The 25,450-nt window shown below is 59.7% G+C and carries 24 protein-coding genes; 8 read left to right on the top strand and 16 right to left on the bottom strand.

All coding sequences use genetic code 11. The annotated features are described in order from the left end of the window. Positions 1-97 precede the first annotated feature (97 nt). A complete protein-coding gene (gene ptsP, locus ACA059_RS30095; RefSeq protein ID WP_033060547.1) occupies positions 98-2,377 on the bottom strand; it encodes a phosphoenolpyruvate--protein phosphotransferase in 2,280 nt (759 codons plus the stop codon). A gap of 22 nt (positions 2,378-2,399) precedes the next feature. After that, the gene (locus ACA059_RS30100) at positions 2,400-2,879 is read right to left on the bottom strand and encodes an RNA pyrophosphohydrolase (RefSeq protein WP_008150514.1); all 480 of its coding nucleotides are present in this window, start codon (positions 2,877-2,879) and stop codon (positions 2,400-2,402) included. A 143-nt stretch (positions 2,880-3,022) separates the two neighbouring features. Between ACA059_RS30100 and ACA059_RS30105 the strand changes: the two genes are divergently transcribed. Further along, positions 3,023-3,679, top strand: a complete 657-nt coding sequence (locus ACA059_RS30105) for a histidinol-phosphatase (protein WP_497632005.1) — start codon at positions 3,023-3,025, stop codon at positions 3,677-3,679. Between the two features lie 113 nt (positions 3,680-3,792). On the opposite strand, the gene ACA059_RS30110 is transcribed toward ACA059_RS30105, so the two are convergent. Together ACA059_RS30110 and ilvA are read right to left on the bottom strand one after the other, a co-directional pair. Next, on the bottom strand, positions 3,793-4,221 hold the full coding sequence (locus ACA059_RS30110) for a DUF2269 domain-containing protein (RefSeq protein ID WP_497632006.1): 429 nt from the start codon (positions 4,219-4,221) through the stop codon (positions 3,793-3,795). A gap of 39 nt (positions 4,222-4,260) precedes the next feature. Continuing rightward, entirely contained in the window at positions 4,261-5,775 is a 1,515-nt protein-coding gene (gene ilvA, locus ACA059_RS30115) for a threonine ammonia-lyase, biosynthetic (RefSeq protein ID WP_415772077.1), read from the bottom strand. A 305-nt stretch (positions 5,776-6,080) separates the two neighbouring features. On the opposite strand from ilvA, the gene rpiA reads away from it, so the two are divergent. After that, on the top strand, positions 6,081-6,755 hold the full coding sequence (rpiA, locus tag ACA059_RS30120) for a ribose-5-phosphate isomerase RpiA (protein WP_134420752.1): 675 nt from the start codon (positions 6,081-6,083) through the stop codon (positions 6,753-6,755). A gap of 123 nt (positions 6,756-6,878) precedes the next feature. Here rpiA and ACA059_RS30125 read toward each other — a convergent pair whose 3' ends face one another. The 4 genes from ACA059_RS30125 to ACA059_RS30140 all read right to left on the bottom strand — a co-directional run bounded on the left by ACA059_RS30125 (position 6,879) and on the right by ACA059_RS30140 (position 11,273). Next, on the bottom strand, positions 6,879-7,796 hold the full coding sequence (locus tag ACA059_RS30125) for an SdiA-regulated domain-containing protein (protein WP_497632007.1): 918 nt from the start codon (positions 7,794-7,796) through the stop codon (positions 6,879-6,881). A gap of 234 nt (positions 7,797-8,030) precedes the next feature. Then, the gene (locus ACA059_RS30130; RefSeq protein ID WP_497632008.1) at positions 8,031-8,960 is read right to left on the bottom strand and encodes an SdiA-regulated domain-containing protein; all 930 of its coding nucleotides are present in this window, start codon (positions 8,958-8,960) and stop codon (positions 8,031-8,033) included. A gap of 216 nt (positions 8,961-9,176) precedes the next feature. After that, on the bottom strand, positions 9,177-9,842 hold the full coding sequence (locus ACA059_RS30135) for a fumarylacetoacetate hydrolase family protein (protein WP_046045170.1): 666 nt from the start codon (positions 9,840-9,842) through the stop codon (positions 9,177-9,179). 36 nt (positions 9,843-9,878) lie between these two features. Further along, on the bottom strand, positions 9,879-11,273 hold the full coding sequence (locus tag ACA059_RS30140) for a D-2-hydroxyglutarate dehydrogenase (RefSeq protein ID WP_123368546.1): 1,395 nt from the start codon (positions 11,271-11,273) through the stop codon (positions 9,879-9,881). 204 nt (positions 11,274-11,477) lie between these two features. On the opposite strand from ACA059_RS30140, the gene serA reads away from it, so the two are divergent. After that, the gene (gene serA, locus ACA059_RS30145) at positions 11,478-12,707 is read left to right on the top strand and encodes a phosphoglycerate dehydrogenase (RefSeq protein WP_129440240.1); all 1,230 of its coding nucleotides are present in this window, start codon (positions 11,478-11,480) and stop codon (positions 12,705-12,707) included. A 63-nt stretch (positions 12,708-12,770) separates the two neighbouring features. On the opposite strand, the gene ACA059_RS30150 is transcribed toward serA, so the two are convergent. Next, on the bottom strand, positions 12,771-13,196 hold the full coding sequence (locus tag ACA059_RS30150; RefSeq protein WP_497632009.1) for a DUF4399 domain-containing protein: 426 nt from the start codon (positions 13,194-13,196) through the stop codon (positions 12,771-12,773). Between the two features lie 135 nt (positions 13,197-13,331). On the opposite strand from ACA059_RS30150, the gene ACA059_RS30155 reads away from it, so the two are divergent. Then, the gene (locus ACA059_RS30155) at positions 13,332-13,919 is read left to right on the top strand and encodes a transporter substrate-binding domain-containing protein (RefSeq protein WP_497632010.1); all 588 of its coding nucleotides are present in this window, start codon (positions 13,332-13,334) and stop codon (positions 13,917-13,919) included. A 129-nt stretch (positions 13,920-14,048) separates the two neighbouring features. Here ACA059_RS30155 and ACA059_RS30160 read toward each other — a convergent pair whose 3' ends face one another. Next, positions 14,049-14,534, bottom strand: coding sequence for a 2-thiouracil desulfurase family protein (locus ACA059_RS30160; protein WP_497632011.1), 486 nt, complete (start codon positions 14,532-14,534; stop codon positions 14,049-14,051). 2 nt (positions 14,535-14,536) lie between these two features. Further along, complete coding sequence (locus ACA059_RS30165) at positions 14,537-15,169, bottom strand: 2OG-Fe(II) oxygenase (protein ID WP_497632012.1); 633 nt, start codon at positions 15,167-15,169, stop codon at positions 14,537-14,539. Positions 15,170-15,277: 108 nt separating this feature from the next. Between ACA059_RS30165 and ACA059_RS30170 the strand changes: the two genes are divergently transcribed. After that, entirely contained in the window at positions 15,278-16,030 is a 753-nt protein-coding gene (locus ACA059_RS30170) for a DUF2059 domain-containing protein (protein WP_497632013.1), read from the top strand. Positions 16,031-16,149: 119 nt separating this feature from the next. Here ACA059_RS30170 and bipL read toward each other — a convergent pair whose 3' ends face one another. Continuing rightward, entirely contained in the window at positions 16,150-17,097 is a 948-nt protein-coding gene (bipL, locus tag ACA059_RS30175; protein ID WP_497632014.1) for a phospholipase BipL, read from the bottom strand. 97 nt (positions 17,098-17,194) lie between these two features. On the opposite strand from bipL, the gene ACA059_RS30180 reads away from it, so the two are divergent. Continuing rightward, on the top strand, positions 17,195-17,776 hold the full coding sequence (locus ACA059_RS30180; RefSeq protein ID WP_497632015.1) for a DUF6436 domain-containing protein: 582 nt from the start codon (positions 17,195-17,197) through the stop codon (positions 17,774-17,776). Between the two features lie 108 nt (positions 17,777-17,884). Continuing rightward, positions 17,885-20,296, top strand: coding sequence for a penicillin acylase family protein (locus tag ACA059_RS30185; protein WP_497632016.1), 2,412 nt, complete (start codon positions 17,885-17,887; stop codon positions 20,294-20,296). A 102-nt stretch (positions 20,297-20,398) separates the two neighbouring features. Here the strand turns inward: ACA059_RS30185 and ACA059_RS30190 are convergent, their stop codons facing one another. Next, positions 20,399-21,364: a GlxA family transcriptional regulator gene (locus tag ACA059_RS30190; protein WP_497632017.1), complete on the bottom strand. Its 966-nt coding sequence runs from the start codon at positions 21,362-21,364 to the stop codon at positions 20,399-20,401. Positions 21,365-21,703: 339 nt separating this feature from the next. Between ACA059_RS30190 and ACA059_RS30195 the strand changes: the two genes are divergently transcribed. Further along, on the top strand, positions 21,704-22,345 hold the full coding sequence (locus tag ACA059_RS30195; RefSeq protein ID WP_497632018.1) for an HD domain-containing protein: 642 nt from the start codon (positions 21,704-21,706) through the stop codon (positions 22,343-22,345). A gap of 91 nt (positions 22,346-22,436) precedes the next feature. On the opposite strand, the gene ACA059_RS30200 is transcribed toward ACA059_RS30195, so the two are convergent. Genes ACA059_RS30200 through ACA059_RS30210 form a run of 3 tightly spaced genes read right to left on the bottom strand, consistent with a single transcriptional unit; the run spans position 22,437 to position 25,386 of the window. Further along, positions 22,437-23,330: an ABC transporter permease subunit gene (locus ACA059_RS30200; protein WP_347802446.1), complete on the bottom strand. Its 894-nt coding sequence runs from the start codon at positions 23,328-23,330 to the stop codon at positions 22,437-22,439. After that, a complete protein-coding gene (locus ACA059_RS30205) occupies positions 23,327-24,247 on the bottom strand; it encodes an ABC transporter permease subunit (RefSeq protein ID WP_046053747.1) in 921 nt (306 codons plus the stop codon). Before ACA059_RS30205 ends, ACA059_RS30200 begins: the two co-directional genes overlap by 4 nt. Further along, a complete protein-coding gene (locus ACA059_RS30210; protein WP_111448387.1) occupies positions 24,244-25,386 on the bottom strand; it encodes an ABC transporter ATP-binding protein in 1,143 nt (380 codons plus the stop codon). The genes ACA059_RS30205 and ACA059_RS30210 overlap by 4 nt, the downstream gene beginning before the upstream one ends. Positions 25,387-25,450 lie beyond the last annotated feature (64 nt).

Consider the following 25,450-nt stretch of genomic DNA (forward strand, 5'->3'; position numbering starts at 1 on the left):
TTGTCTGACTTGGCCCCTTCGCGAGCAGGCTCGCTCCCACAGTTGAAATGCATTCCAATGTGGGAGCGAGCTTGCTCGCGAAGGGGCCACCGCAGGTTTAGAGAGTCTTGGCCGAAGCCGGATTAATCATCCGCGCCAACCCAAGGTTCTTCAGCGCCAATTGCAGCGAGCTGTGGATAACTTGCGGGTTGTCGATGGTCATCAGCTCGGCGAGCAATTCCTTGGCCTTGCTCAGGTTGATCTGACGCAACATCCACTTCACTTTCGGCAAGTTGGTGGCGTTCATCGACAGACTGTCGAAGCCCATCGCCATCAACAGCACCGCCGCCGCCGGGTCACCCGCCATCTCACCGCAGATACTCACTGGCTTGCCTTCGGCATGAGCGTCACGCACCACGCTCTGAAGGGCTTGCAGCACCGCTGGGTGCAGGTAGTCGTAGAGGTCGGCTACCCGCGGGTTGTTTCGGTCCACCGCCAACAGGTACTGGGTCAGGTCGTTGGAGCCGACCGACAGGAAGTCCACTTGCCGCGCCAGTTCCTTGGTCTGATAAACCGCCGCCGGAATTTCGATCATCACGCCGATCGGCGGCATAGGCACGTCGCAGCCTTCGTCGCGGACTTCGCCCCAGGCCCGGTGAATCAGGTGCAGGGCTTCTTCCAGCTCGTGGGTGCCGGAGATCATCGGCAGCAGAATCCGCAGGTTGTTCAAGCCTTCGCTGGCCTTGAGCATGGCGCGTGTCTGCACCAGGAAGATTTCCGGGTGGTCGAGCGTGACGCGAATGCCGCGCCAGCCGAGGAAGGGGTTGTCTTCCTTGATCGGGAAGTACGACAGCGATTTGTCGCCACCGATGTCCAGGCTGCGCATGGTCACCGGTTGCGGGTGGAACGCGGCGAGTTGTTCGCGATAGATCGCCAGCTGCTCTTTTTCACTCGGGAAGCGCTGGTTGATCATGAACGGCACTTCGGTGCGGTACAGACCGACGCCTTCAGCGCCACGCTTCTGCGCCCGCGCCACGTCCGCCAGCAGGCCGGTGTTGACCCAAAGCGGCATGCGGTGGCCATCGAGGGTCACGCACGGCAAGTCCCGCAGTGCATCCAGCCCGAGGGCCAGTTGCTTCTCTTCCTCGACCACTTCGGCGAACTGCTTACGCAGCACTTCGCTCGGGTTGGTGTAGACCTCGCCGTGGTAGCCGTCGACGATCATCTGGATGCCGTCGACCTTGGAATACGGCAGATCGACCAGGCCCATCACCGTCGGGATACCCATGGCGCGTGCCAGGATCGCCACGTGGGAGTTGCCGGAACCGAGTACCGACACCAGACCGACCAGCTTGCCTTCCGGCACCTCGCCGAGCATTGCCGGCGTCAGTTCTTCGCTGATCAGGATGGTGTTGTCGGGGTAGACCAGGGTCTGCTGACGCTCTTCCTGTAAATAGGCGAGCAGGCGGCGACCGAGGTCTTTGACGTCCGAAGCGCGTTCACGCAGGTAGGCGTCGTCCATCAATTCGAAACGGTTGACGTGCTCGGTGACCACCTGACGCAACGCGCCCTGGGCCCACTGGCCGGTCTTGATCACGGTGGTGATTTCGCTGCCCAGTGACGCATCGTCGAGCATCATCAGGTAAACATCGAACAGCGCGCGCTCTTCCGGGCGCAACTGGTTCGCCAGTTTGGCGGACAAGGCGCGCATGTCGGCGCGCACGCCTTCGATGGCCGTCTTGAACAGCCCAAGTTCGGCGGCGATGTCGGTGATGGTCTTGTCCGGCACCACATCCAGATCGGCCGGCGGCAGCATGACCACCGCGGTACCGACTGCCGCACCCGGCGAACCCGGTACGCCGATGAACTTGGCTTCCTGGATGCCCTTGCCCTGACGGCCCAGACCCCGGATCGAACCGGTGGCCTCGGCGTGGGCGATAACGCCGGCGAGCTGCGCGCTCATGGTCACGAGGAAGGCTTCTTCACCTTCATCGAACTGGCGACGTTCTTTTTGCTGAATGACCAACACGCCGACGACGCGGCGGTGGTGAATGATCGGCGCCCCGAGGAACGAGGCGTAGCGTTCTTCACCGGTCTCGGCGAAGTAGCGGTAGCGCGGGTGATCCGCGGCGTTTTCGAGGTTCAGGGGTTCTTCACGCGTGCCGACCAGGCCAACCAGACCTTCGTTGGGTGCCATGCTGACTTTGCCGATCGAGCGCTTGTTCAAGCCCTCGGTGGCCATCAGCACGAAGCGGTTGGTTTCAGGGTCAAGCAGGTAGACCGAGCAGACCTGGCTGCCCATGGCCTCTTTGACGCGCAACACAATAATCCCCAACGCCGCCTTGAGATCCTTGGCGGAGTTAACTTCCTGGACGATCTTGCGCAGCGTATTGAGCATGGCTCGGGGTCGAACTCCGTCGTCAGTCGCGCGATAAAAGGCGCGGGGCAAGCTCTTTGAGAGCGCGTCGATACACTTCGCGCTTGAATGTCACCACCTGGCCCAACGGATACCAATAGCTGACCCAGCGCCAGCCATCGAATTCCGGTTTACCGGTCAAATCCATCCGCACCCGCTGCTCGTTGGAGACCAGGCGCAGGAGAAACCATTTCTGTTTCTGGCCGATGCACAGCGGTTGGCTGTGCGTGCGGACCAGACGTTGCGGCAAACGATAGCGCAACCAGCCCCGGGTGCAGGCGAGAATTTCAACATCTTCGCGCTCAAGACCCACTTCTTCGTTCAACTCGCGGTACAAGGCGTCTTCCGGCGTCTCCTGGGGGTTGATCCCGCCCTGTGGAAACTGCCAGGCATCTTGATTGATACGGCGAGCCCATAGCACCTGTCCGGCATCATTCGTGAGAATGATCCCGACATTGGGGCGGAAACCATCGGGGTCGATCACGGCAACAACCTCGCAAACGCATGTCGCCGCATTGTTCCACAAAGGTTGTGATAGCAGCAACGAGCCGGTCTACCTTATGTGCACTCTTGTGAAAAGTCCGTATTCTGGACGCCTTTCTACAGACTTTTCAGCGAGTAACTGCAATGCGGCTGGCTTTATTCGACTTGGACAACACGCTCTTGGGCGGTGACAGTGACCACGCCTGGGGCGATTACCTGTGCGAGCGCGGCTTCCTCGACGCCGTGGCCTACAAGGCGCGCAACGACGAGTTCTATCAGGATTACCTGGCCGGCAAGCTGGATAACGATGCCTACCTGAACTTCTGTCTGGAAGTGCTCGGCCGCACCGAGATGGCCACGCTGGATCAATGGCACCTGGATTACATGCGCGATTGCATTGAGCCGATTGTGTTGCCCAAGGGTCTCGAACTGCTGGCCAAGCACCGCGACGCTGGCGACAAACTGGTGATCATCACCGCCACCAACCGTTTTGTTACCGGACCGATTGCCGAGCGCTTGGGCGTCGAAACCCTGATCGCCACGGAATGCGAGATGGTTGATGGCCGCTATACCGGGCGCAGCACCGATGTCCCGTGCTTCCGGGAAGGCAAGGTGACGCGGTTGAATCGTTGGCTGGAAGAGACCGGGTATTCGCTGGAAGACAGTTATTTCTACAGCGACTCGATGAATGATTTGCCGCTGCTTGAGCAGGTGACGCATCCGATCGCTGTCGATCCGGACCCGAATCTGCGCGCCGAAGCCGAGAAGCGTGGCTGGCCGGTGATTAGTCTGCGCAACTGAAGATCAAAAGATCGTCCGAACGCTGCCCGAACCTTCGGCAGCTCCTACAGGTGTACGCAAAATCCTGTAGGAGCTGCCGAAGGTTCGGGCCGCGTTCGGACGATCTTTTCGGGTTAAACCGGCTTGGCGCCCATCAACCCCGCAATGGCGATGAAACAGACAAAACTGAACAACGCCAAAGCAAACGTAAACTTCCCATTGCTCCCCGCCGGCGCCTTGCGCAACTTGTTAAGCCGCACCAACAACCAGAACCAGCCCAACGCCGCGACGGTGTAAAGCACACTGGAAGCCAACAACCAGATCTGCCCCAGCGGCCAGCCCACCAGATGCACCATCCACCAGCCGGTAAACGGCATACTCAGCAGCGCCAGCCCCATCACCAGCCAGATAAACACTCGCGGCCGCTGCAACGTGCGCACATGAGCCGTTGCGTCGCCGTTACGGCGTGTACGCCAGACCCAGATCGCCAGACCCAGCGCGCTGACCAGCAGCAACACCGTCGCCACCGTATGAGCGACTTTCAGGGCGGTTAACGTTTCCATTGTTCGATTTCCTTATGGCCTGGCCATCAGCGTAGCCCCTCAGCCGAGAAACAGCTGATAGGCCGGGTTGTCGCTTTCGTCCCAGTACGGGTAGCCGATTTCTTCCAGCGCTGCGGGCACCAGATGGCGTTCATCGTGAGGCACTTGCAGGCCCGCGACCACACGACCATCCGCCGCGCCATGGTTGCGGTAGTGGAACATCGAGATGTTCCAGCGCCCACCGAGCTTGTTGAGGAAGTTGAACAGCGCACCCGGACGCTCCGGGAATTCGAAGCGCAGAATCACTTCATCAACCACATGAGCCGCACGGCCGCCGACCATGTGGCGGATGTGCAACTTGGCCAGTTCGTTGTCGGTCAGGTCCAGCACCGGGAAACCCTGTTCGCTGAGGCTGGCAATCAGCGCACTGCGCGGATCGTTTTCCGGGTGCGTCTGCACGCCAACAAAGATGTGCGCTTCGCTGCCGGTGTTGTAGCGGTAGTTGAATTCGGTGATCTGACGCTTGCCGATGGCTTCACAGAACGCCTTGAAGCTCCCCGGTTTTTCGGGAATCGTCACGGCGATGATCGCTTCGCGGCCCTCACCCAGTTCGGCGCGCTCGGCGACGTGGCGCAGACGGTCGAAGTTGACGTTGGCACCCGAATCGATAGCCACAAAGGTGTGACCTGTGACGCCGCGTTGCTCGACATATTTCTTGATCCCGGCCACGCCCAGGGCGCCGGCAGGTTCGGTGATCGAGCGGGTATCGTCGTAGATATCCTTGATCGCCGCGCAGATTTCATCGGTGCTGACGGTGATCACTTCATCGACATAGTCTTTGCAGATGTCGAAAGTGTGCTGACCAATCTGAGCCACAGCGACGCCGTCGGCGAAGAGGCCCACGGTCGGCAGGATCACGCGTTCGCCAGCCGCCATCGCGGCTTGCAGGCAGTTGGAATCGTCTGGCTCGACGCCGATGATTTTGATTTCAGGCCGCAGATACTTCACGTACGCCGCGATCCCGGCGATCAATCCGCCACCACCCACCGGGACGAAGATCGCGTCCAGACGCCCAGGGTGCTGGCGCAAAATCTCCATCGCCACCGTGCCCTGCCCGGCAATGGTGTGGGGATCGTCGTAAGGGTGGATGTAGACGTAGCCTTTTTCGTCGACCAGTTTCAGCGAGTAGGCCAGGGCTTCCGGGAACGAATCCCCGTGCAGCACCACTTTGCCACCGCGTGAACGCACGCCTTCGACTTTGATTTCCGGGGTGGTCTTGGGCATCACGATGGTCGCTTTCACGCCCAACACCTTGGCCGCCAGGGCCAGGCCTTGCGCGTGATTACCCGCCGAAGCGGTGACCACGCCGCGAGCGCGCTCTTCATCGGAAAGCTGCGTGAGCTTGTTGTAGGCGCCACGAATCTTGAACGAGAACACCGGCTGCAAGTCTTCGCGCTTGAGCAAAATACTGTTGCCCAGCCGCTCGGAGAGCTGGCGGGCAGTCTGCAATGGGGTTTCTACGGCAACGTCATAAACGCGCGAGGTGAGGATCTTTTTGACGTACTGTTCGAGCATCGGAAAGCATCACTGAGCGGGTTGGGCAGGGCCAAGGAGTCTAACCCGGCTTTCGGGCGGGCGACCACACGAATCAAGAGGTTTTAGCCCGATCAGGAAGAGGATATACATTGTGGCGAGGGGATTTATCCCCGTCCGGCGGCGCAGCCGTCGCAAGACCAGAGAATACGGTAGAGACCAAAGGAATGCTGGGGAGTGCTTCGCCCTCCAACGGGGATAAATCCCCTCGCCACAGGAGGTTTTAGCCCGGCATGCGGCTATAATGCCGGCCTTTCCGTTCTCCCCTTGCCCGCTTCGGAGCCCGCATGACCCAGGATCAACTCAAACAGGCAGTGGCTCAGGCCGCCGTCGACTTCATCCTCCCGAAACTCGACGACAAGAGCATCGTCGGGGTCGGCACCGGCTCCACCGCCAACTGCTTCATCGATGCACTGGCCAAGCACAAAGGCGCGTTCGACGGCGCGGTCGCCAGTTCCGAAGCCACCGCTGCCCGCCTCAAGGGCCACGGCATTCCGGTGTATGAGTTGAATACCGTTAGCGACCTGGAGTTCTACGTCGACGGCGCCGATGAAAGCGACGAGCACCTGAACCTGATCAAGGGCGGCGGCGCGGCCCTGACCCGCGAGAAGATCGTCGCGGCCGTGGCCAAGACCTTCATCTGCATCGCCGACGCCAGCAAACTGGTGCCGGTGCTCGGTGCGTTCCCGCTGCCGGTGGAAGTGATCCCGATGGCCCGCAGCCACGTGGCCCGCGAGCTGGTGAAACTGGGCGGTGACCCGGTCTACCGCGAAGGCGTGCTGACCGACAACGGCAACATCATCCTCGACGTGTTCAACATGCAGATCACCAACCCGGTGGAGCTGGAGACGCAGATCAACGCCATCGTCGGCGTGGTCACCAACGGTTTGTTCGCGGCACGTCCGGCAGATTTGCTGCTGCTGGGCACCAGCGAAGGCGTCAAAACCCTGCGCGCAAAGTAAGCCGTACACAAAACCTGTGGGAGCGAGCTTGCTCGCGATGAGGCCGTGTCAGCCGACAGAGATGTCGAATGACAGACAGCTATCGCGAGCAAGCTCGCTCCCACAGTGTTTTTGGGGTGTTGGTTAGGGTTGTGGTGGTTTTTTGAAGACGTAGAACAGGTTCGGCTCGCTCACCAGGTACATCGTACCGTCGTCATCCATGGCGATCCCTTCCGCTTGTGGCACCGTCTTCTGCAATCCCTGACGCCCCTTGCTCAGTGACAGGGTGCTCAGCGGTCGCCCGTCCACATCGAGTTCCAGAATCAGGCGCGACTCATCCGACAACGCAAGCAGATGGCCACTGCGCTCGTCGTACTGCAGGCTCGACAGGTCCGTTACGAACATCCCAGCATCGCGCTTGGGGTTGTTGACCACATGCACCGCGTAGGATTTTTCCGGGTTGTAATGGGGAAAGCCCTGCACTTCGTAGATCAGCATCGGGTCGCGCTCCTTGGCGACAAACAACCGCTTGCCCACCGAGTCGTAAGCCAGGCCTTCGAAGCCCTTGTTGCCGCTCATGTGCACGCCAAGCGTCATCTGCTCGGCATCCGCTGCGTCGAGGAACGTTGTGTCCTTCTCCAGATGAATCTTGATCAGCCGCTGCTGACGCTCGTCAGTGATCACGTAAGTGTCGGCGCTGATGAATTCCACGGCTTCAGGATCGCCAAACCCGACCAGCGCAATGCGTCGAACAATCTGGCCGTCCAGCGACAGCTCGATCAGCTCGGAGTTTTTGTTGGTGACGGTGAAAAGGCTTTTGCGCACCGGATCGAAGGTCAACGCCGACACATCGTCGTCCAGCCCCACAATGACTCGCGCCTCGACCGCTACCTGGTACTGATCCAGAGCGATGGACTGACCGTTCACTGGCTGCCAGAGGGTGTGCAGGTTGAACCAGGCGCGTTCGAACAGGCGCAGGTACTGGCCGGCCGCAACCAGCGCGATCAACGCTATGACCGACAGGATCAGAATCAGGGGTTTGGGGCGGGCAAGTCGGCGCATTCGGGGCAAGCTCGGAATCAGGACGGGCGGATGAAATACCACGGCAGTCTGAATTAAAGCTTAATGACCAGTGGCCGAGCCTTACAACTTCTGGTTTCACACCCTGTAGGAGCTGCCGAAGGCTGCGATCTTTTGATCTTCGGCGCATCTGAAAACTGCGAAGATCAAAAGATCGCAGCCTTCGGCAGCTCCTACACAGGTTCATTGTTGTTTTTTCGAAGCGGTAGAACAGGGTTAGTGTTGCTTTTCGAAGCGGTAGAACAAGTTCGGCTCGCTCACCAGGTACAGCGTGCCCGCCTCGTCCATGGTCACGCCTTCGGCGCGAGGAATGGTTTTCTTCAAACCATTGAAGCCGCCCAGCAAAGTCATGAAACTGACCTGCTCGCCCTTCTCGTCCAGCTCCAGCAACAAGTGGGAGTCGGCAGACAGCACCAGGGTGTGGCCAGTGCGCGGGTCGATGGCCAAGGCAGACAGGTTGCGGATGTCCAGTTCGTCATTGGCGAGTTTCTGCTTGTCGCCGGTGAGTGTCTGGCCATCGTTGCTTTTCCAGGTGAGCAACGCCGGTGGACGCTCTTCACCCAGCAACATTTGCTGATTGCGCGAATCCCAGACGATGGCTTCGAACGCCTTGTTCTGGTCCTTCGAAGGGCCGAGGTCGTATTTCGGGAAGTCGGCGATGTTCAGCTCGCGGGTATCGGCATCGACCTTGACGATGGAGAGCATGTGTTCGCGCTCATCGACGATGGCCAGCAGACCGTTGCCCATCACGGTCACCCCTTCCGGGTTGCTCCAGCCTACCAGCGGCATCTTGCGTAGCACGTCACCCTGTAACGTCAGCTCGACCAGGAACGGTTTATTGCCCATGACCGAAAACAGGGTTTTTGATTGGGGGTCGTAGGCCAGATCCGACGCTTCGTCCTTCTCCATGCCCGGTAGCACTTTGGCATCGATCACTGCCCGGTAATCCGGCAGCCAGATGCTCTCTTGGCGTTCGGCGGGGCTTTCGAAACGCTCCAGCACCCAGAGCACGCCTCGGTCATCCCAATGCATCGCAAACGCGAGGCCATATGCGGCGGCGGCCACCAGCAAAAGCCAGGAATACCAACGCATGACAAAGCGCGAGCGGCGGGCAGTTTTAAGCTTGGGCAGTGGTTGGGTGACCATCGAGGGATGCGTTCCAGAAATTCAGGCTAAGGGTAATAGCACAATTGGGACCGGCTAAGACGCCGCAAGTCCCGGAATTATCCGGACGAGATGTGAAAAAAACGGGAAATGGCGGGAAAGCCCTGTGCGGGCAACCAAGATCAAAAGATCGCAGCCTGCGGCAGCTCCTACAGCGATTGGTGTAGGAGCTGCCGCAGGCTGCGATCTTTTGCTTTTTTAGCGGACGCTGCTGGTGAAGCTGCTGGCGCCTGGCAATTCCAGCACCAGTTCGTCACCGACATTCAGCGGGCCAACGCCAACCGGCGTACCCGTCAGGATCACGTCACCGGCCTGCAGCGAGAAGCAGCCGGCCATGTGCTGGATCATCGGCACGATCGGGTTGAGCATCGCGCTGCTGTTGCCGTCCTGGCGCACTTCGCCATTGATGGTCAGGCGGATGCCAATGTCGGTCAGGTCAGCGAACGTGCTGCCGGACACGAAGGGCGCAATCACCGCCGCACCGTCGAAGGACTTGGCAATCTCCCAAGGCAGGCCCTTGGCTTTCAGCTCCGCCTGCTTGTCGCGCAGGGTCAGGTCCAGGGCTGGGGCGAAGCCGGAGATAGCATCGAGCACTTCTTCACGGCTCGGTTTGGTCGACAAAGGTTTGCCGATCAACACTGCGATTTCCGCTTCGTAATGCACCGAACCGCGCTCGGTCGGAATGCTGAAACCACCTTCCAGCGGCACTACGCAACTGCCCGGCTTAATGAACAGCAGCGGTTCTGTAGGCACCGGGTTGTCCAGTTCCTTGGCGTGTTCGGCGTAGTTACGGCCAATGCACACTACTTTCCCCAGCGGGAAGTGAATACGCGTACCGTCGACATACTGGTGCTGATAGCTCATAACCGACTCCTGTTTCGTAGCTCTTAAATTCAAAAGTCAAACAGCGAAAATTTTGCCCGGGTTCATGATGCCGTTCGGGTCGAACACCGCTTTGACGGCTTTCATGTACTCGATCTCAACCGGCGATCGGCTGTAGGTCAAGTAGTCACGCTTGGTCATGCCCACGCCGTGTTCGGCGGAAATCGAGCCGTTGTACTTCTCGACGGTTTCGAACACCCACTTGTTGACGGTTGCGCACTTGGCGAAGAACTCATCCTTGCTCAGGTTTTCTGGCTTGAGGATGTTCAAGTGCAAGTTGCCGTCGCCGATGTGGCCGAACCAGACGATTTCGAAATCCGGGTAGTGTTCGCCGACGATCGCGTCGATTTCCTTCAGAAACGCCGGGACTTTCGACACGGTGACCGAAATGTCGTTCTTGTACGGCGTCCAATGGGAAATGGTTTCGGAGATGTATTCGCGCAGCTTCCACAGGTTCTGCAACTGGGTTTCGCTCTGGCTCATCACGCCGTCCAGCACCCAGCCCTGCTCAACGCAGTGCTCGAAGGTTTCCAGGGCGTGGTTGGCCACTTCTTCGGTGGTCGCTTCGAATTCCAGCAGCGCGTAGAACGGGCAATCTGTTTCGAATGGCGCGGGTACGTCGCCCCGTCCCATGACCTTGGCCAAGGCTTTATCGGAGAAGAATTCGAAGGCGGTCAGGTCGAGCTTGCTCTGGAACGCGTGCAACACCGGCATGATCGAGTCGAAATCGGCCGTGCCGAGGACCATGGCGGTGAGGTTTTTCGGGGCACGATCCAGACGCATGGTGGCTTCGACCACAAAACCGAGGGTGCCTTCAGCGCCGATGAACAGCTGACGCAGGTCGTAACCCGTGGCGTTCTTGATCAGGTCTTTGTTCAGTTCCAGCAGATCGCCTTTCCCGGTGACGACTTTCATGCCGGCCACCCAGTTACGGGTCATGCCGTAGCGAATCACCTTGATCCCGCCGGCATTGGTGCCGATGTTGCCGCCAATCTGGCTGGAACCTGCCGAAGCGAAGTCCACCGGGTAGTACAGGCCTTTTTCTTCGGCGACGTTCTGCAGGTGTTCGGTGACCACGCCCGGCTGGCAGACCGCGGTGCGATCGGTCATGTTCACGTCGAGGATCTGGTTCATGTAGTCGAAGGACACAACGACTTCGCCATTGGCAGCCACGGCGGCGGCGGACAGACCGGTGCGACCGCCGGACGGCACCAGCGCAATTTTGTGCTCATTGGCCCAACGAACAATGGCCTGAACCTGCTCGGTGGTCTTGGGGAACACGATGGCGGTCGGGGCCGGGGCAAAATGCTTGGTCCAATCCTTACCGTAAGCATTCAGGGAGTCGGCATCGGTCAGCACCTTGCCAGGCTCAACCAGGGTCTTCAGCTCTTCAATCAGGGCAGGATTGGTCATCGACAGAACTCTCGAACAATTCATGGTCATCCTGAGAACGCTTCACGTCGCAGGAATGAGTGTTTAGCGGGGTGCATATGCTAGCATACCGACCCCGCAGGATAGTGCCCAACGGCTATTCTGCGGCGACGGCTTTCCTGCCGTCCGGGTCAGCGTCTGCTGGCTATTTCCTGCCATTTTTCTCCGGGATACAGGTTTACGCAGATGAGCAAGACTTCTCTCGATAAGAGCAAGATCAAGTTCCTTCTTCTCGAAGGCGTCCACCAATCGGCTGTCGACGTCCTCAAGTCGGCGGGCTACACCAGCATCGAGTACCTCACAGGTTCTCTGCCGGAAGCCCAGCTGAAGGAAAAGATCGCTGATGCGCACTTCATCGGCATTCGCTCCCGCACTCAACTGACCGAAGAAATCTTCGATCACGCGAAGAAACTGGTCGCTGTCGGCTGTTTCTGCATCGGCACCAACCAGGTTGACCTTAATGCTGCCCGCGAACGCGGCATCGCAGTGTTCAACGCGCCGTACTCCAACACCCGTTCCGTAGCGGAACTGGTGCTGGCCGAAGCGATCCTGTTGTTGCGCGGCATCCCTGAGAAGAACGCTTCCTGCCACCGTGGCGGCTGGATCAAGAGCGCAGCCAACTCCTTCGAAATCCGTGGCAAGAAGCTCGGCATCGTCGGCTACGGCTCGATCGGTACGCAATTGTCGGTCCTGGCTGAAGGCCTGGGCATGCAGGTGTACTTCTACGACACCGTGACCAAGCTGCCATTGGGCAACGCGACTCAGGTCGGTAACCTGACCGAACTGCTGGGCATGTCCGACATCGTCACCCTGCACGTTCCGGAAACCGCTGCGACCCAGTGGATGATCGGCGAGAAAGAAATCCGTGCGATCAAGAAGGGCGGCATTCTGATCAACGCGGCTCGCGGCACTGTAGTTGAACTGCAAGCCCTGGCGGACGCGATCAAAGACAAGCACCTGATCGGCGCGGCCATCGACGTATTCCCGGTGGAGCCTCGCTCCAACGATGAAGAGTTCGAAAGCCCGCTGCGTGGCCTGGACAACGTGATCCTGACCCCGCACATCGGCGGTTCTACCGCTGAAGCGCAAGCCAACATCGGTCTGGAAGTGGCAGAGAAGCTGGTCAAGTACAGCGACAACGGTACGTCGGTGTCCTCGGTCAACTTCCCGGAAGTGGCCCTGCCGGCTCACCCTGGCAAGCACCGTCTGCTGCACATCCACGAGAACATTCCGGGTGTGATGAGCGAGATCAACAAGGTCTTCGCCGAAAACGGTATCAACATTTCCGGTCAGTTCCTGCAGACCAACGAGAAAGTCGGCTACGTCGTGATCGACGTCGACGCCGAGTACTCGGAAATGGCGCAAGAGAAGCTGCAGCACATCAACGGCACCATTCGTTGCCGCGTGTTGTTCTGATAGCGCCTTGAGTGACAAAAAAGGGAGCTCCTTGGAGCTCCCTTTTTCATGCCCGCGAAAACGTCATTTGACGTTGACGGTGATTTTCTTCGAAACAATTGGCGGATCGAACGGCATGTGGCCGCTATCGCCCAGTTCCAGCTGCAAGGTGTGTTTGCCCGGCGTCAGCTTTACTTCAGCCTGGGTCTGCGCCTTGCCGAAATGCAGATGGTTGGCATCGTTGGGGATCGGCGCACCGGCGGCAGGCAGTTCATCGACATCGATCAGCAAGTGGTGATGGCCGGTGTTCTTGGTGACATCGCCCGCGGGCGCCAGCGCAATGTTCTCGACAGCGAACTTGACGACGACGGTTTGCGGAACCGTGGCACCGTCCGCAGGAGAAACGATGGACACTTCTGCACCGTTGGGAGCCGGTGTAGCAGCCGTTGCCAGCATCGAAGCACCCATCAACAGGCCAGCCAATGCTGCTCGTGACATAAAGGTTTTCATTCTCTTCTCCAGTTTTTTCGTAAAATCCGTGCGGCCATGACAACTTCACGGCCATTCGTTGTCGAAGGCTCTCGACAACCATAGCAAAGCGAGCCTGAACCAGAGCGTCGCGATAATGAATTCAAAGGAGTGACCATGCGTTTTTTGCCTGGCCTGATCTGCCTGCTACCCCTTCTGAGCCCTTTGGCTCATGCCGAACTGATTGATGATGTAAACGACCGAGGCGAATTGCGTATTGCCCTTGAGGCTAATACACCGCCCTTCAATTTCAAGGAAGACGGCAAACTCACCGGGTTCGAAGTCGAATTGGGGCAACTGCTGGCCAACGAACTGGATGTGCGGGCCGACTTCGTCGTTACTGATTCCAGCGATCTGTTGCAAGGCGTTGAAACCGGCAAGTACGACGTCGCCATCAACCACATAGCAGTGACCCCGGACCTCAAGGATCGTTTCGACTTCAGCGAACCTTACATTCACACCAACGCGCAATTGATCGCGCAGAAGGAAGAGCAACCGCGCTCGATGCTGCTGGTGCAGTCGCTGACTGAAGAAAAGCCAAAAGACAGCTCGCCGGTTAGCCTGGCGATTCCGTTTCAGAAAGGTAACCCAGCGTTTCATGCCAGCCTGGAAAACGCGCTGCAGCGGATCAAGGCGGACGGGCGACTGGAGGCGTTGTCGCAGAAGTGGTTGGGGGCGGATACGAGTGTGGCGCCGAAACCCTGATTTCAGGCTGATGAGTAACCCTGTGGGAGCGAGCTTGCTCGCGATGGGGCCATATCAGCCAACATTGATGTTGAATGTTAGGTCGCCATCGCGAGCAAGCTCGCTCCCACAGTGGTGCTGTGTGGGTCGCTAATCGAGTGTTGCCAGGGCTTGTACCGCCTCGGCCAGTTCCAGCTCACTGAAGACCTGAACGCCATGGCGCTTGAGCAATGCGGCAGTCACGCCTTCACCACTCACCTTCACTCCACTGAACGTCCCGTCGTAGGTCAACAGATTCCCGCAAGACGGGCTGTTGGCCTTGAGCACGGCGATGCGGATGCCGTGCTTTTGCACCAGTTCCAACGCCTGATAAGCCCCCGAGAGAAACTCGGCGCTGACGTCCTCGCCCTCGGTGGTGATCACTGAGGCGTGGCCATCAAGCACTTCAGCACCCTGCCCGCCCGGAATCTCGGCCGCTGCCCTTGGCGTCGGCAACCCGCCGGCCACCTCCGGACACAACGGCACCACCCGACCTTCATCAAGCCACTGTTGAAGCTGATCGAACGGCCCACTCGCCCCGCCGTCATAACGTACGCGGTGCCCCAGCAGACAGCGGCTAACCAGAATTTTTTGCATGATCAGAACGGCTCGCTGCCACGCCGCCGGAACCATCCGGTCAACGACAGGCGATCGCGAGTCGCGGGCAGGACTTCGTGGGGCACTTCACCCGACAGGAACACCACCAGGCATCCACCTGTAGGCACCACATCATGTTCGACGCCTTCACCCAGGTACATGCGCAACTGGCCGCCGTGCTCGGGCAGCCAGGCGTCATTGAGATAGACCACCGCCGACACCATGCGCCGGTCATCGTCGCGAAAACGGTCGACATGCTTGAGGTAGAACGCGCCGGGCGGGTACAGCGCGAAATGGCTTTCGAAATCTTCCAGGCCCAGAAACAAATCGCGATTCATCGCCTCGCGCAGGCTGTCCATCAAATCCAGATAGCTGTCGCACGCCAACGCCTGGCCGGGCTCGACCCACTGGATATGGTCGCCGCGAATCCCCTCGCGAATCTCGGATGTCGACCCTCGACCCACGGCGGCCGGGGCCAATTCGCCCTCGGCAGCACGTTTACGGCACTCAGCCGCCAGTTCCCGGGTCAGACCCAGAGGAAGGAAAATATTCTGCTGCGACCAGCCGTGCTCAGCCAGGTCGTCGACGATACGTAACAGCAGCGGGTGATCAGAGGGTATTCGCATGCCGCGCATAGTATTCCTGTGCCTGAAAATCCGACAGAGCCACGCAGCGGGTTGATACGAATTCTCGACAAGGACGAATGCCACACGGAGAATAGTCGCCTGCTGACAGGAGTCCCTATGCGCCGTTTGCTTTTTTCACTGTTGATGTTCTGTGTATTGCCCGCTTGGGCAGACGGCCACGACCAGTTGTACAAGGTCGCCGGTTGGCCAGAACAACGCGCGCATTTCAACGATGCTCTCTCGGCCGCTCAGCAGCGGTACCAGAACAGTCTGCCGCCGGCAGTGTTCCAGGCGCTGGTGAATAACAGTAATCAGCGCTTTGCCCCCCAGGCCGTCGACCAGCGCGCCGAAGCGCAATTACGCAAGACCCTCGCTGATCCGAAACCTGCGCTGACGTTCTTTCAGTCACCCTTGGGCAAGAAAATCGTGGCCGCCGAATTGCTCGCGACCCGTCGCGATCAGCTGGCAAAAAACGCCAAGGGTTTGCCCAAGATCCAGGCCAGCGACAGCCGCATGCTGATCATCGGCCATCTGGCCCAGGCCCTGCCCGCTCGCGAAGCCGGCGCTGAAGTCAGCCTGGCGATTGCCGGCGTCGCGGCCGACAGCCTCAGTTCGATGATCCCCGGCCTGCTCGGCGGTGGTCAGGCTCAAGGCATGTTGAATGGTCAGCGTCAGCGCTTGATGGACCAGATCGGGGCTGACCTGAACAACACGCTGCTGTATGTCTATCGCGACTTGTCGGATGAAGAGCTGGAAGAGTTCGCGACCTTCGCCGAGTCCACCGAGGGCAAGGCTTATTACCAGGCAGCATTGGCGGCGATTCGCGCCGGGCTGGCGGTGGGGCAGGATACGCCGAGCCTCACCCAGTAATCTTCGGTGCTTGATAGATCGCTATCGCGAGCAAGCTCGCTCCCACAGTGACCGAGTTGTTCAGAGGTACTCGGTCTAATGTGGGAGCGAGCTTGCTCGCGATGAGGCCCTAACGGTCGCTAAAGATTCCGTCCCTTGATCCGCTTCGTCAAAAACCCGAAATACTCCCGCCGCAACGCCAGCGTCTCATTCGCCAGGTGATGCCGAGCCTCAGGCAACATCAGCACCTGCGGCCGATCAAACTTGGCCTGTATTACTTCAAGGTTATGCTCCCAATCCACGGTCATGTCTGCCTGCCCCTGCACAATCAGCGGTCGCCGCATGCTGTACGGTGCGGCTTCGATGCGTTTGATCCAGCGTGCCAGCGCACCGACCCAGGCGGTCGGCAAACGGAGCGGCTGCAACGGATCGGCTTGCAGGAAGGGCAAAAAATCCGGGTCGTTGGAGTTCTCGCTGAAGCGCCGGGCAATCGCTTTGACGAAAGGCTTGAGCAGGTAATAGCTGAGTTGCGACCAACCCCAGGCCCGCGGCCTTACCAACGGCGACAAAAGAATCACCAGGCCCTGCGCCGGACTGTCCGCGCCGTGATTGAGCACATGATCAATCACGATCGCGCCGCCGGTGCTCTGCCCGCACAGGTGCCACGGTTGCGGCAGATCCAGCGACCGCGCCTCGACGAACAACCCTTGCAGCGTGTCCTGATACTCGGTGAAATCCTTGATACTGGCCCGTTCGCCACTGGATAGCCCGTGCCCCGGCAGGTCGCAGGCAATCACCGCAAAATTCTGATCCAGCGCCCATTCGATCACATGCCGGTAAAGCCCGGTGTGATCGTAAAAACCGTGGAACAAAAACAGCGTCGCCCTCGCCTGCTCGGGCCACCAGACCTGGCTGACCACTTCATAACCATCGACCGCGAAACGTCCAAGGCCACTGCGCACGTTGCGCCCCGCAAAATCCAGCCCGTAGAAATGCTGGTAAGCCAGCGCTTCCTCCGACAGCAGCTGCCAGTCGGCCAGCGGCCGCAGGCTGGCACGCAGATGATCGGAGTCGAAAGTGGCAGACATGAGCAATTCCAGAACGCGAAACGGACTTTATGGGCCTGCGATATTCATCTGTTGGGGCAAGCATGGCAAGCTAGCGCACCTTCGAGGACTGAAATCCATGCGCTCGCCCTACCGCGCCACACTGCTTGCCAGCCTGCTCGCCCTCGTGTGTGCCGGCGTGCTGTGGGCTGCCTACGACTGGTTTGAGGGCCGCTACCTGCGAGCGTTCAGCGAGCACACCGCGGTGTTCTCCGGTGACCCGCTGCGCCTGCCCGACAACCTCGCGGGCCCCGGCGCCATCCGCCTCGTGCACTTCTGGGACCCAGCCTGCCCGTGCAACGTCGGTAACCAACAACACCTGAGCGAACTGGTTGAGCATTATGTACCGCAAGGCGTCGAGTTTTACGCGGTACAAAAACCCGGCAGCCACGGTCAGTTACCGAGCACCTTAAGCAGCCTGAAAAGCATCGCCGTCCTGCCAGGCTCCGAACAGATCCCTGCCAGTCCGGCCGTCGCGATCTGGGATCGCAGCGGCAAACTGGCGTATTTCGGCCCGTACAGCGAAGGCCTGACCTGCAATTCGAGTAACAGCTTTATCGAACCGATTCTGCAAGCGTTGAACGAAGGTCGCGCGGTGAATGCCACGCACACACTGGCGGTGGGTTGTTACTGCCCGTGGCCCGTCGACGCAGCGAAGTAAGGCTGACAGGAGACGCGAATCCCTCCTAAGTGCGATGGCCATGGCGGTAAGCCGTGTGAAACAGTGGCACCAGGGAACTACTGCCACTCATAACAACAAGGAATCTCCATGAAACGTAGCTTGACCGTTCTCGTCCTGCTGATTCTCGCGCTCGCCGCCAGCGCCGGCTGGTACGTCTACAGCAAGCAGCCGACACGCCAGGGCATGGTGGAACTGCAACACCTGCAAGGTTCGGTCACCGTGCGCTATGACGAGCGCGGCATCCCGCACATCCGTGCTGAAAACGAAACCGACCTGTACCGCGCGCTCGGGTACGTGCACGCCCAGGACCGGCTGTTTCAGATGGAAGTCCTGCGCCGCCTCGCACGCGGCGAGCTGGCCGAGGTACTGGGCCCGAAACTGCTCGACACCGACAAGCTGATGCGTAGCTTGCGCATTCGCGAACGCGCCGACACCTACCTGGCGGATATGGACAAACAGTCGCCGGCCTTTATCGGCATGCAAGCCTATCTGGATGGCATCAACCAGTATCAGGACAGCCATCCAAAACCTTTGGAGTTTGATGTACTGGGCATCCCCAAACGCCCATTCACCGCCCAGGACACCATCAGCATCGCCGGTTACATGGCCTACAGTTTTGCCGCAGCGTTTCGCACCGAACCGTTGCTGACCTACGTGCGCGATCAGTTGGGCGCCAACTACCTGAACGTCTTCGATCTCGACTGGCAGCCCAAGGGCGTGCTGGCGAAAAACCGCAGCGTTGCCATGCCGCCCCTCGCCAGTACCGACTGGAAAGACCTCAACGCCCTCGCCCGCCTCAGCGAACAGGCACTCGCCGACAACGGCTTGCCGCAGTTCGAGGGCAGTAACGCCTGGGCTGTCTCCGGCAGTCGAACCAAAAGTGGTAAACCGCTGTTGGCCGGCGACCCGCATATCCGTTTTTCCGCGCCGTCGGTGTGGTATGAAGCGCAGCTCTCGGCGCCGGGCTTCGAGCTCTACGGCCACTATCAGGCATTGATGCCGTTCGCCTCTCTCGGGATGAACCGCGACTTCGGCTGGAGCATCACCATGTTCCAGAACGACGACCTGGATCTGATCGCCGAGAAGGTCAACCCGGACAACCCCAATCAGGTCTGGTATCGCGGCAAGTGGGTGGACATGGTGACCAGCGAACAGCAGATCGCGGTCAAGGGCCAGGCACCGGTGACACTGGTGCTGCGCCAGTCGCCGCACGGTCCGATCGTCAACGATGCGCTGGGCAGCGGTGTCGGCAAAACGCCGATCGCCATGTGGTGGGGTTTTCTCGAAAGCCAGAATCCGATCCTTGAAGGCTTCTACCAGCTCAACCGCGCCGACACCCTGGCCAAGGCGCGCAGTGCCTCCGCAAAGATCCAGGCGCCGGGCCTGAACATCGTCTGGGCCAACGCCAAGGGCGACATCGGCTGGTGGGCAGCGGCGCAACTGCCAAAACGTCCGGCGGGTGTGCGTCCAGGGTTCATCCTCGACGGCAGCACCGCCGACGCGGACAAGGAAGGGTTTTACCCGTTCAGCGCCAACCCACAGGAAGAGAACCCGGCACGCGGTTACATCGTCTCGGCCAACTTCCAGCCGGTGTCGCCGACCGGCATGGAGATTCCCGGGTACTACAACCTGGCCGATCGAGGTCAGCAGCTCAATCGCCAGCTCAGCGACAAAACCATCAAGTGGGATCTGGACGCCAGCCAGAAGCTGCAACTGGGCACCACCACCGCTTACGCTCCGCGCCTGATGGCGCCGTTGTTGCCGGTATTGCGTGAAGTAGTGAGCGATCCCGCCGAACTCAAACTGGTTGAGCAATTGGCCCAGTGGAAAGGCGACTACCCGCTCGATTCCACCAGCGCCACGCTGTTCAACCAGTTCCTGTTCAACCTGGCTGACGCGACGATGCACGATGAACTGGGCAATGACTTCTTCGAGACTCTGCTGTCGACCCGAGTGATCGATGCCGCACTGCCTCGCCTGGCCGCGACTGCCGATTCACCGTGGTGGGACAACCGCAACACCCTCGGCAAGGAAACCCGCGCCGATACGGTCAAGGTTGCGTGGCAGGCGAGCATCGCTCACCTCAAGACCACCCTCGGCGGCGATTTCGCGCAATGGCAGTGGGGCAAGGCGCACACGCTGACCCACGGCCATCCGCTGGGGCAGCAAAAGCCGCTGGACCGGATCTTCAATGTCGGCCCGTTCGCAGCCCCCGGCACTCACGAAGTACCGAACAACCTCTCGGCCAAAATCGGCCCGGCGCCATGGCCAGTAACTTATGGTCCTTCGACCCGCCGCTTGATCGACTTCGCCGACCCGACTCACAGCCTGACCGTCAACCCGGTTGGCCAGAGTGGCGTACCGTTCGACAGCCACTATGACGATCAGGCCGAGGCGTATATCGAAGGGATTTACTACCAGGCGCATCTCAACGACGAAGAAGTCACGGCCAACACCCGCAGTACGTTGAAGCTGTTACCGGCGCGGTCAGGGCCTTAAACATTAAAAGATCGCAGCCTTCGGCAGCTCCTACATGAAATCGCGTGCAATGTAGGAGCTGCCGAAGGCTGCGATCTTTTGATCTTCACAATCGATCAACACTCAAACCATCGCCGCAAAGTTCAGCCTGAACTGCTGCGGCGTCACGCCCAGCCTGCGGTTGAACACACTGCGCATGTGCTGGGCATCTCGAAATCCGCACTGATAAGCCACGGTCTTCAGCGGCGAGTGGGTGCTTTCAAGCAGCACCCGCGCCGCATCCACCCTGGCCCGTTCGACGAATTCCGCCGGGGTGACTTTCGCCTCTTTGGCAAACACCCGGGAAAAGTTGCGGGCGCTCATGTTGGCGGCGTTGGCCAGGTCGGCAATCGTCAGGTCGCCCGTCAGATTCGCCAACACGTAGAGCTGCACCAACGCCACGGCAGAAGTGGGTTCGGCGTGTGGCGTGAGGAATGGGCTGAACTGTGACTGCCCGCCCGAGCGCTGAGTGAACACCACCAGTCGCTTTGCCACACTCAGCGCTACTTCCGGCCCGTGATCCCTGGCCAGCAGGTACAGCGACAGATCAATCCCCGCCGTGACACCCGCCGAGGTGTAGAGCTCGCCGTCCTCCACGTAAAGGCGATCCGCCTCAACCTGAGTCGACGGGCACAACTGCGCCAGCGCCGCGGCGTCGCCCCAGTGGGTGGTCACCGTTCGCCCGTCCAGCAATCCGGCCCGGGCGAGCATGAACGCGCCGTTGCAGATCGAGCCAAAACGTTGCGCCAGCGCGCAGGCATCGCGCAGCCAGGCATCAAATGCCGCACCGAAATCCATGAACGGCAACTGCGGCCCACCGGCCACCAACAGCAAGTCGTAGGCCTCCAGTGCTTCGCTGAAATGCCGATGGGCATTGAGTGACAAACCGTTGGAACACGCCATCACCCCGCGCTCGACGCCGATCACCTCCAGTCGATAGTGATCTGCTGGATCAAGGAAACGATTGGCTTCGCAAAACACATCCATGGGACCGGTGACGTCCAGAGACTGGACGCCTGAGAACACCACGATGGCAACGGTTTTACTCATGGCAGGAATCGCTCTCAATGGATCAGGGCCAACACTAATCTGTGGCAAGTGCGTCTTTGTGGTGAGGGGATTCATCCCCGTTGGAGTGCGCAGCGCTCCCAGAATTTTTGGGGCCGCTGCGCAGCCCAACGGGGCGGTGCGACGTTTCGCTAAATCCCCTCGCCACAAAGCTTATTCGCCGAGATCAAACTTAGCCAATCCGCGCGCAACAAGCGAGGTTGGCGCGATATGCATGCTCATTGGCCGGGATCGCAGCCATGGATCGATTGTCCGGTTTCGGGTGCGCGGACAGACTGAACCCATCAGCGCCGCCACGGCGTTCCCCACGAGGAAAGCACCATGAGCAGCACCATCGCCGGTATCAAAATCCCCGACAGCGCGTTGGCCAAGGCCACCACGGAATACATTCGCGACGTCGAATCAGACCTGCTGTATCACCACTCGCGCCGGGTGTTTCTGTTCGGTGCCTTGAGCGGTGTACGCAAGCAACTGGCCTACAACCCCGAACTGTTGTACGTCGGCGCGATGTTCCATGACTTGGGTCTGGTGGAAGGTCATCGCACTGACGACGAGCGCTTCGAAGTCGATAGCGCCAACGCAGCCAAAGCATTCCTCAAGCCTTACGGTTTGTCCGACGACGATATCGAGCAGGTCTGGTTGTCGATTGCCCTGCACACCACACCGGGCGTGCCGCAACACCTGCGGCCTAATGTGGCGCTGGTCACCGCTGGCGTTGAAATGGATGTGTTGGGCATCGATTACGCAGCGTTCCCCAGCGCGCAACGCGAAGCAGTGGTGCATGCCCACCCGCGTGGCGAAGGGTTCAAGGAGTGCATCCTGTGTGCGTTTGCCAATGGCTTCAAACATAAGCCGGACACCACTTTTGGCACCGTAAACGCGGATGTGCTGGTCGACAGCGAGCCAGGTTTCAAGCCGATGAACTTCGTGGAGATCATCCGCAAGTCGCCTTGGATCGCCTAACCCATAAAGTCAAAAGATCGCAGCCTGCGGCAGCTCCTACAGGAAAACTCATTCCCCTGTAGGAGCTGCCGCAGGCTCCGATCTTTTGCTGTTAAGCCGCTTCCGGCGCCTGCTGGGCGCGACGCACATCCGGCTGTTTCCAGGAGTCGGCAGCACCTTCTTCGATCGCCTGCTGAATCGCACGTTTGCGACTTTCTTCAGCACGACGGCTGAAGAACCAGACCAGGAACGTCATCAGCGATACCGCCAGCAAAATCAGACTGGCCACGGCGTTGATCTCGGGTTTCACGCCCAGACGCACCGCCGAGAACACTTCCATAGGCAGGGTTGTGGAACCCGGACCGGACACGAAGCTCGCCAACACCAGGTCATCCAGGGACAAGGCGAACGACATCATGCCGCCAGCCCCCAACGATGGCGCGATCATCGGGATGGTGATCAGGAAGAACACCTTCCACGGCCGCGCACCCAGGTCCATGGCCGCTTCTTCGATGGACAGGTCCAGCTCACGCAAACGCGCCGAGACCACCACTGCCACATACGCCGCACAGAACGTGGTGTGGGCGATCCAGATGGTGATGATGCCGCGCTCCTGCGGCCAACCGATCATCTGCGCCATCGCCACGAACAGCAGCAACAGCGACAGACCGGTGATTACTTCAGGCATCACCAGCGGCGCGGTGACCAGGCCACCGAACAGCGTGCGACCCTTGAAGTGGGTGATACGCGTCAGCACGAATGCCGCCAACGTCCCCAGCGCCACCGCCGCCACCGCCGTGTAGCAGGCGATTTCCAGCGAGCGCACCACCGAGCCCATCAGTTGGGTGTTGTCCATCAAGCCGACGTACCACTTGATCGACCAGCCACCCCACACCGTTACCAGTTTCGAGGCGTTGAACGAGTAGATCACCAGGATCAGCATCGGCGCGTAGATGAACAGCAAACCCGCAACCAGCATGAAACTTGAGAAACGGAAGCGCTTCATTCTTTACCCTCCATTTCTTTGGCCTGACTACGGTTGAACAGGATGATCGGCACAATCAGGATCGCCAGCATCACCACCGCCAGGGCAGACGCCACCGGCCAGTCACGGTTGTTGAAGAACTCTTGCCAGAGCACTTTACCGATCATCAGGGTTTCCGGGCCGCCGAGCAGTTCCGGGATCACGAACTCGCCTACCACCGGGATGAACACCAGCATGCAGCCCGCGACGATGCCGTTCTTGGACAGCGGAATGGTGATCTTCCAGAAGCTGTTGAACGTGCTAGAACCCAGGTCGGACGCGGCTTCCAGCAGGCTGTTGTCGTGCTTCACCAGGTTGGCGTAGAGCGGCAGGATCATGAACGGCAGGTATGAATAAACCACGCCGATGTACACCGCGAGGTTGGTGTTGAGGATCTGCAGCGGTTCGTCGATCCAGCCCATGGTCATCAGGAAACCATTGAGCAGACCGTTGTTGCTGAGGATGCCCATCCACGCGTAAACGCGGATCAGGATCGCGGTCCAGGTCGGCATCATGATCAGCAGCACCAGCACCGTTTGCATCTCTTTGCGGGCACTGGCGATGGCGTAGGCCATCGGGTAGCCGATCAGCAAACAGAGGACGGTACTGATCAACGCCATCTTCAACGAGCCAAGGTAGGCGGCGATGTACAACTCGTCGCCGGCCAGCATCGCGTAGTTGCTCAGGTTAAGCAGCAACTGCACTTTTTGGTCGAGGTAGCTGTAGATTTCGGTGTACGGCGGAATGGCCACGTCGGCTTCGGCGAAGCTGATCTTCAGGACGATGAAGAACGGCAGCATGAAGAACAGGAACAGCCAGATGAACGGAACCCCGATGACCAGCTGGCGGCCACCGGGAATTATTCGATTGAGGCGGCGTTTGAATTTGCGCATGTTCATGAGCGAAGTACCACGCCGCTGTCGTCTTCCCAATACACGTACACCTGGTCACCCCAGGTTGGGCGCTGACCGCGCCGCTCGGCATTGGCGACGAAAGACTGGACGATCTTGCCGCTTGGCAGTTCGACGTAGAACACCGAGTGGCCACCGAGGTAGGCGATGTCGTGCACCTTGCCGCTGGACCAGTTGTATTCGCAGGTCGGCATGGTCGGCGTCACCAGCAGTTTTTCCGGACGGATCGCGTAGGTCACGGATTTGTCCTGCACCGACGTGCTGATGCCGTGGCCCACGTAAATCTGACGATCCAGGTCCTTGCAGGTGATGATTGCGTGGCCTTCGGCATCGTCGATCACTTCACCGTCGAAGATGTTGACGTTGCCGATGAACTCGCAGACCAGGCGGCTGGTCGGGGTTTCGTAGATGTCGATCGGGCTGCCGATCTGGGCGATCCAGCCCAGGTGCATGATCGCGATGCGCTCGGCCATGGTCATGGCCTCTTCCTGGTCGTGGGTCACCATGACGCAGGTTACGCCGACCCGCTCGATGATCTCGACAAGCTCAAGCTGCATTTGCGAACGCAGCTTCTTGTCCAGAGCACCCATCGGTTCGTCGAGCAGCAACAGCTTCGGCCGCTTGGCCAGGGAACGCGCCAGGGCCACACGCTGACGCTGGCCACCGGACAACTGATGCGGCTTGCGCTTCGCGTACTGCGTCATCTGAACCAGCTTGAGCATGTCCGCGACACGGGCATCGACTTCAGCTGCGGGGATTTTGTCCTGCTTGAGGCCGAAGGCGATGTTCTGCGCCACGGTCATGTGCGGGAACAAGGCGTAGGACTGGAACATCATGTTGATCGGCCGCTCGTACGGCGGCATGTCGGTGATGTCTACGCCATCGAGGAAAATGCGCCCCTCCGTGGGCCGTTCGAAGCCTGCGAGCATGCGCAGCAACGTGGATTTGCCCGATCCCGAACCGCCGAGCAGGGCGAAAATCTCGCCTTTCTTGATTTCCAGGGACACATCGTCCACGGCAATCGTCTCGTCGAACTTCTTCGTGACCCGGTCGATTTTGACCAACACCTGTTTAGGTGATTGGTCGCCCTCGAGGGCTTTCTTATAGGCGCCGGAGGCAACTGCCATTTACGAAACTCCCAACAAAATTTGCAGTTCGCCCGAGGTGGGCGAACCTTGGATAGTTTGAGCC

It is taken from the genome of Pseudomonas sp. LBUM1647, assembly GCF_059716175.1.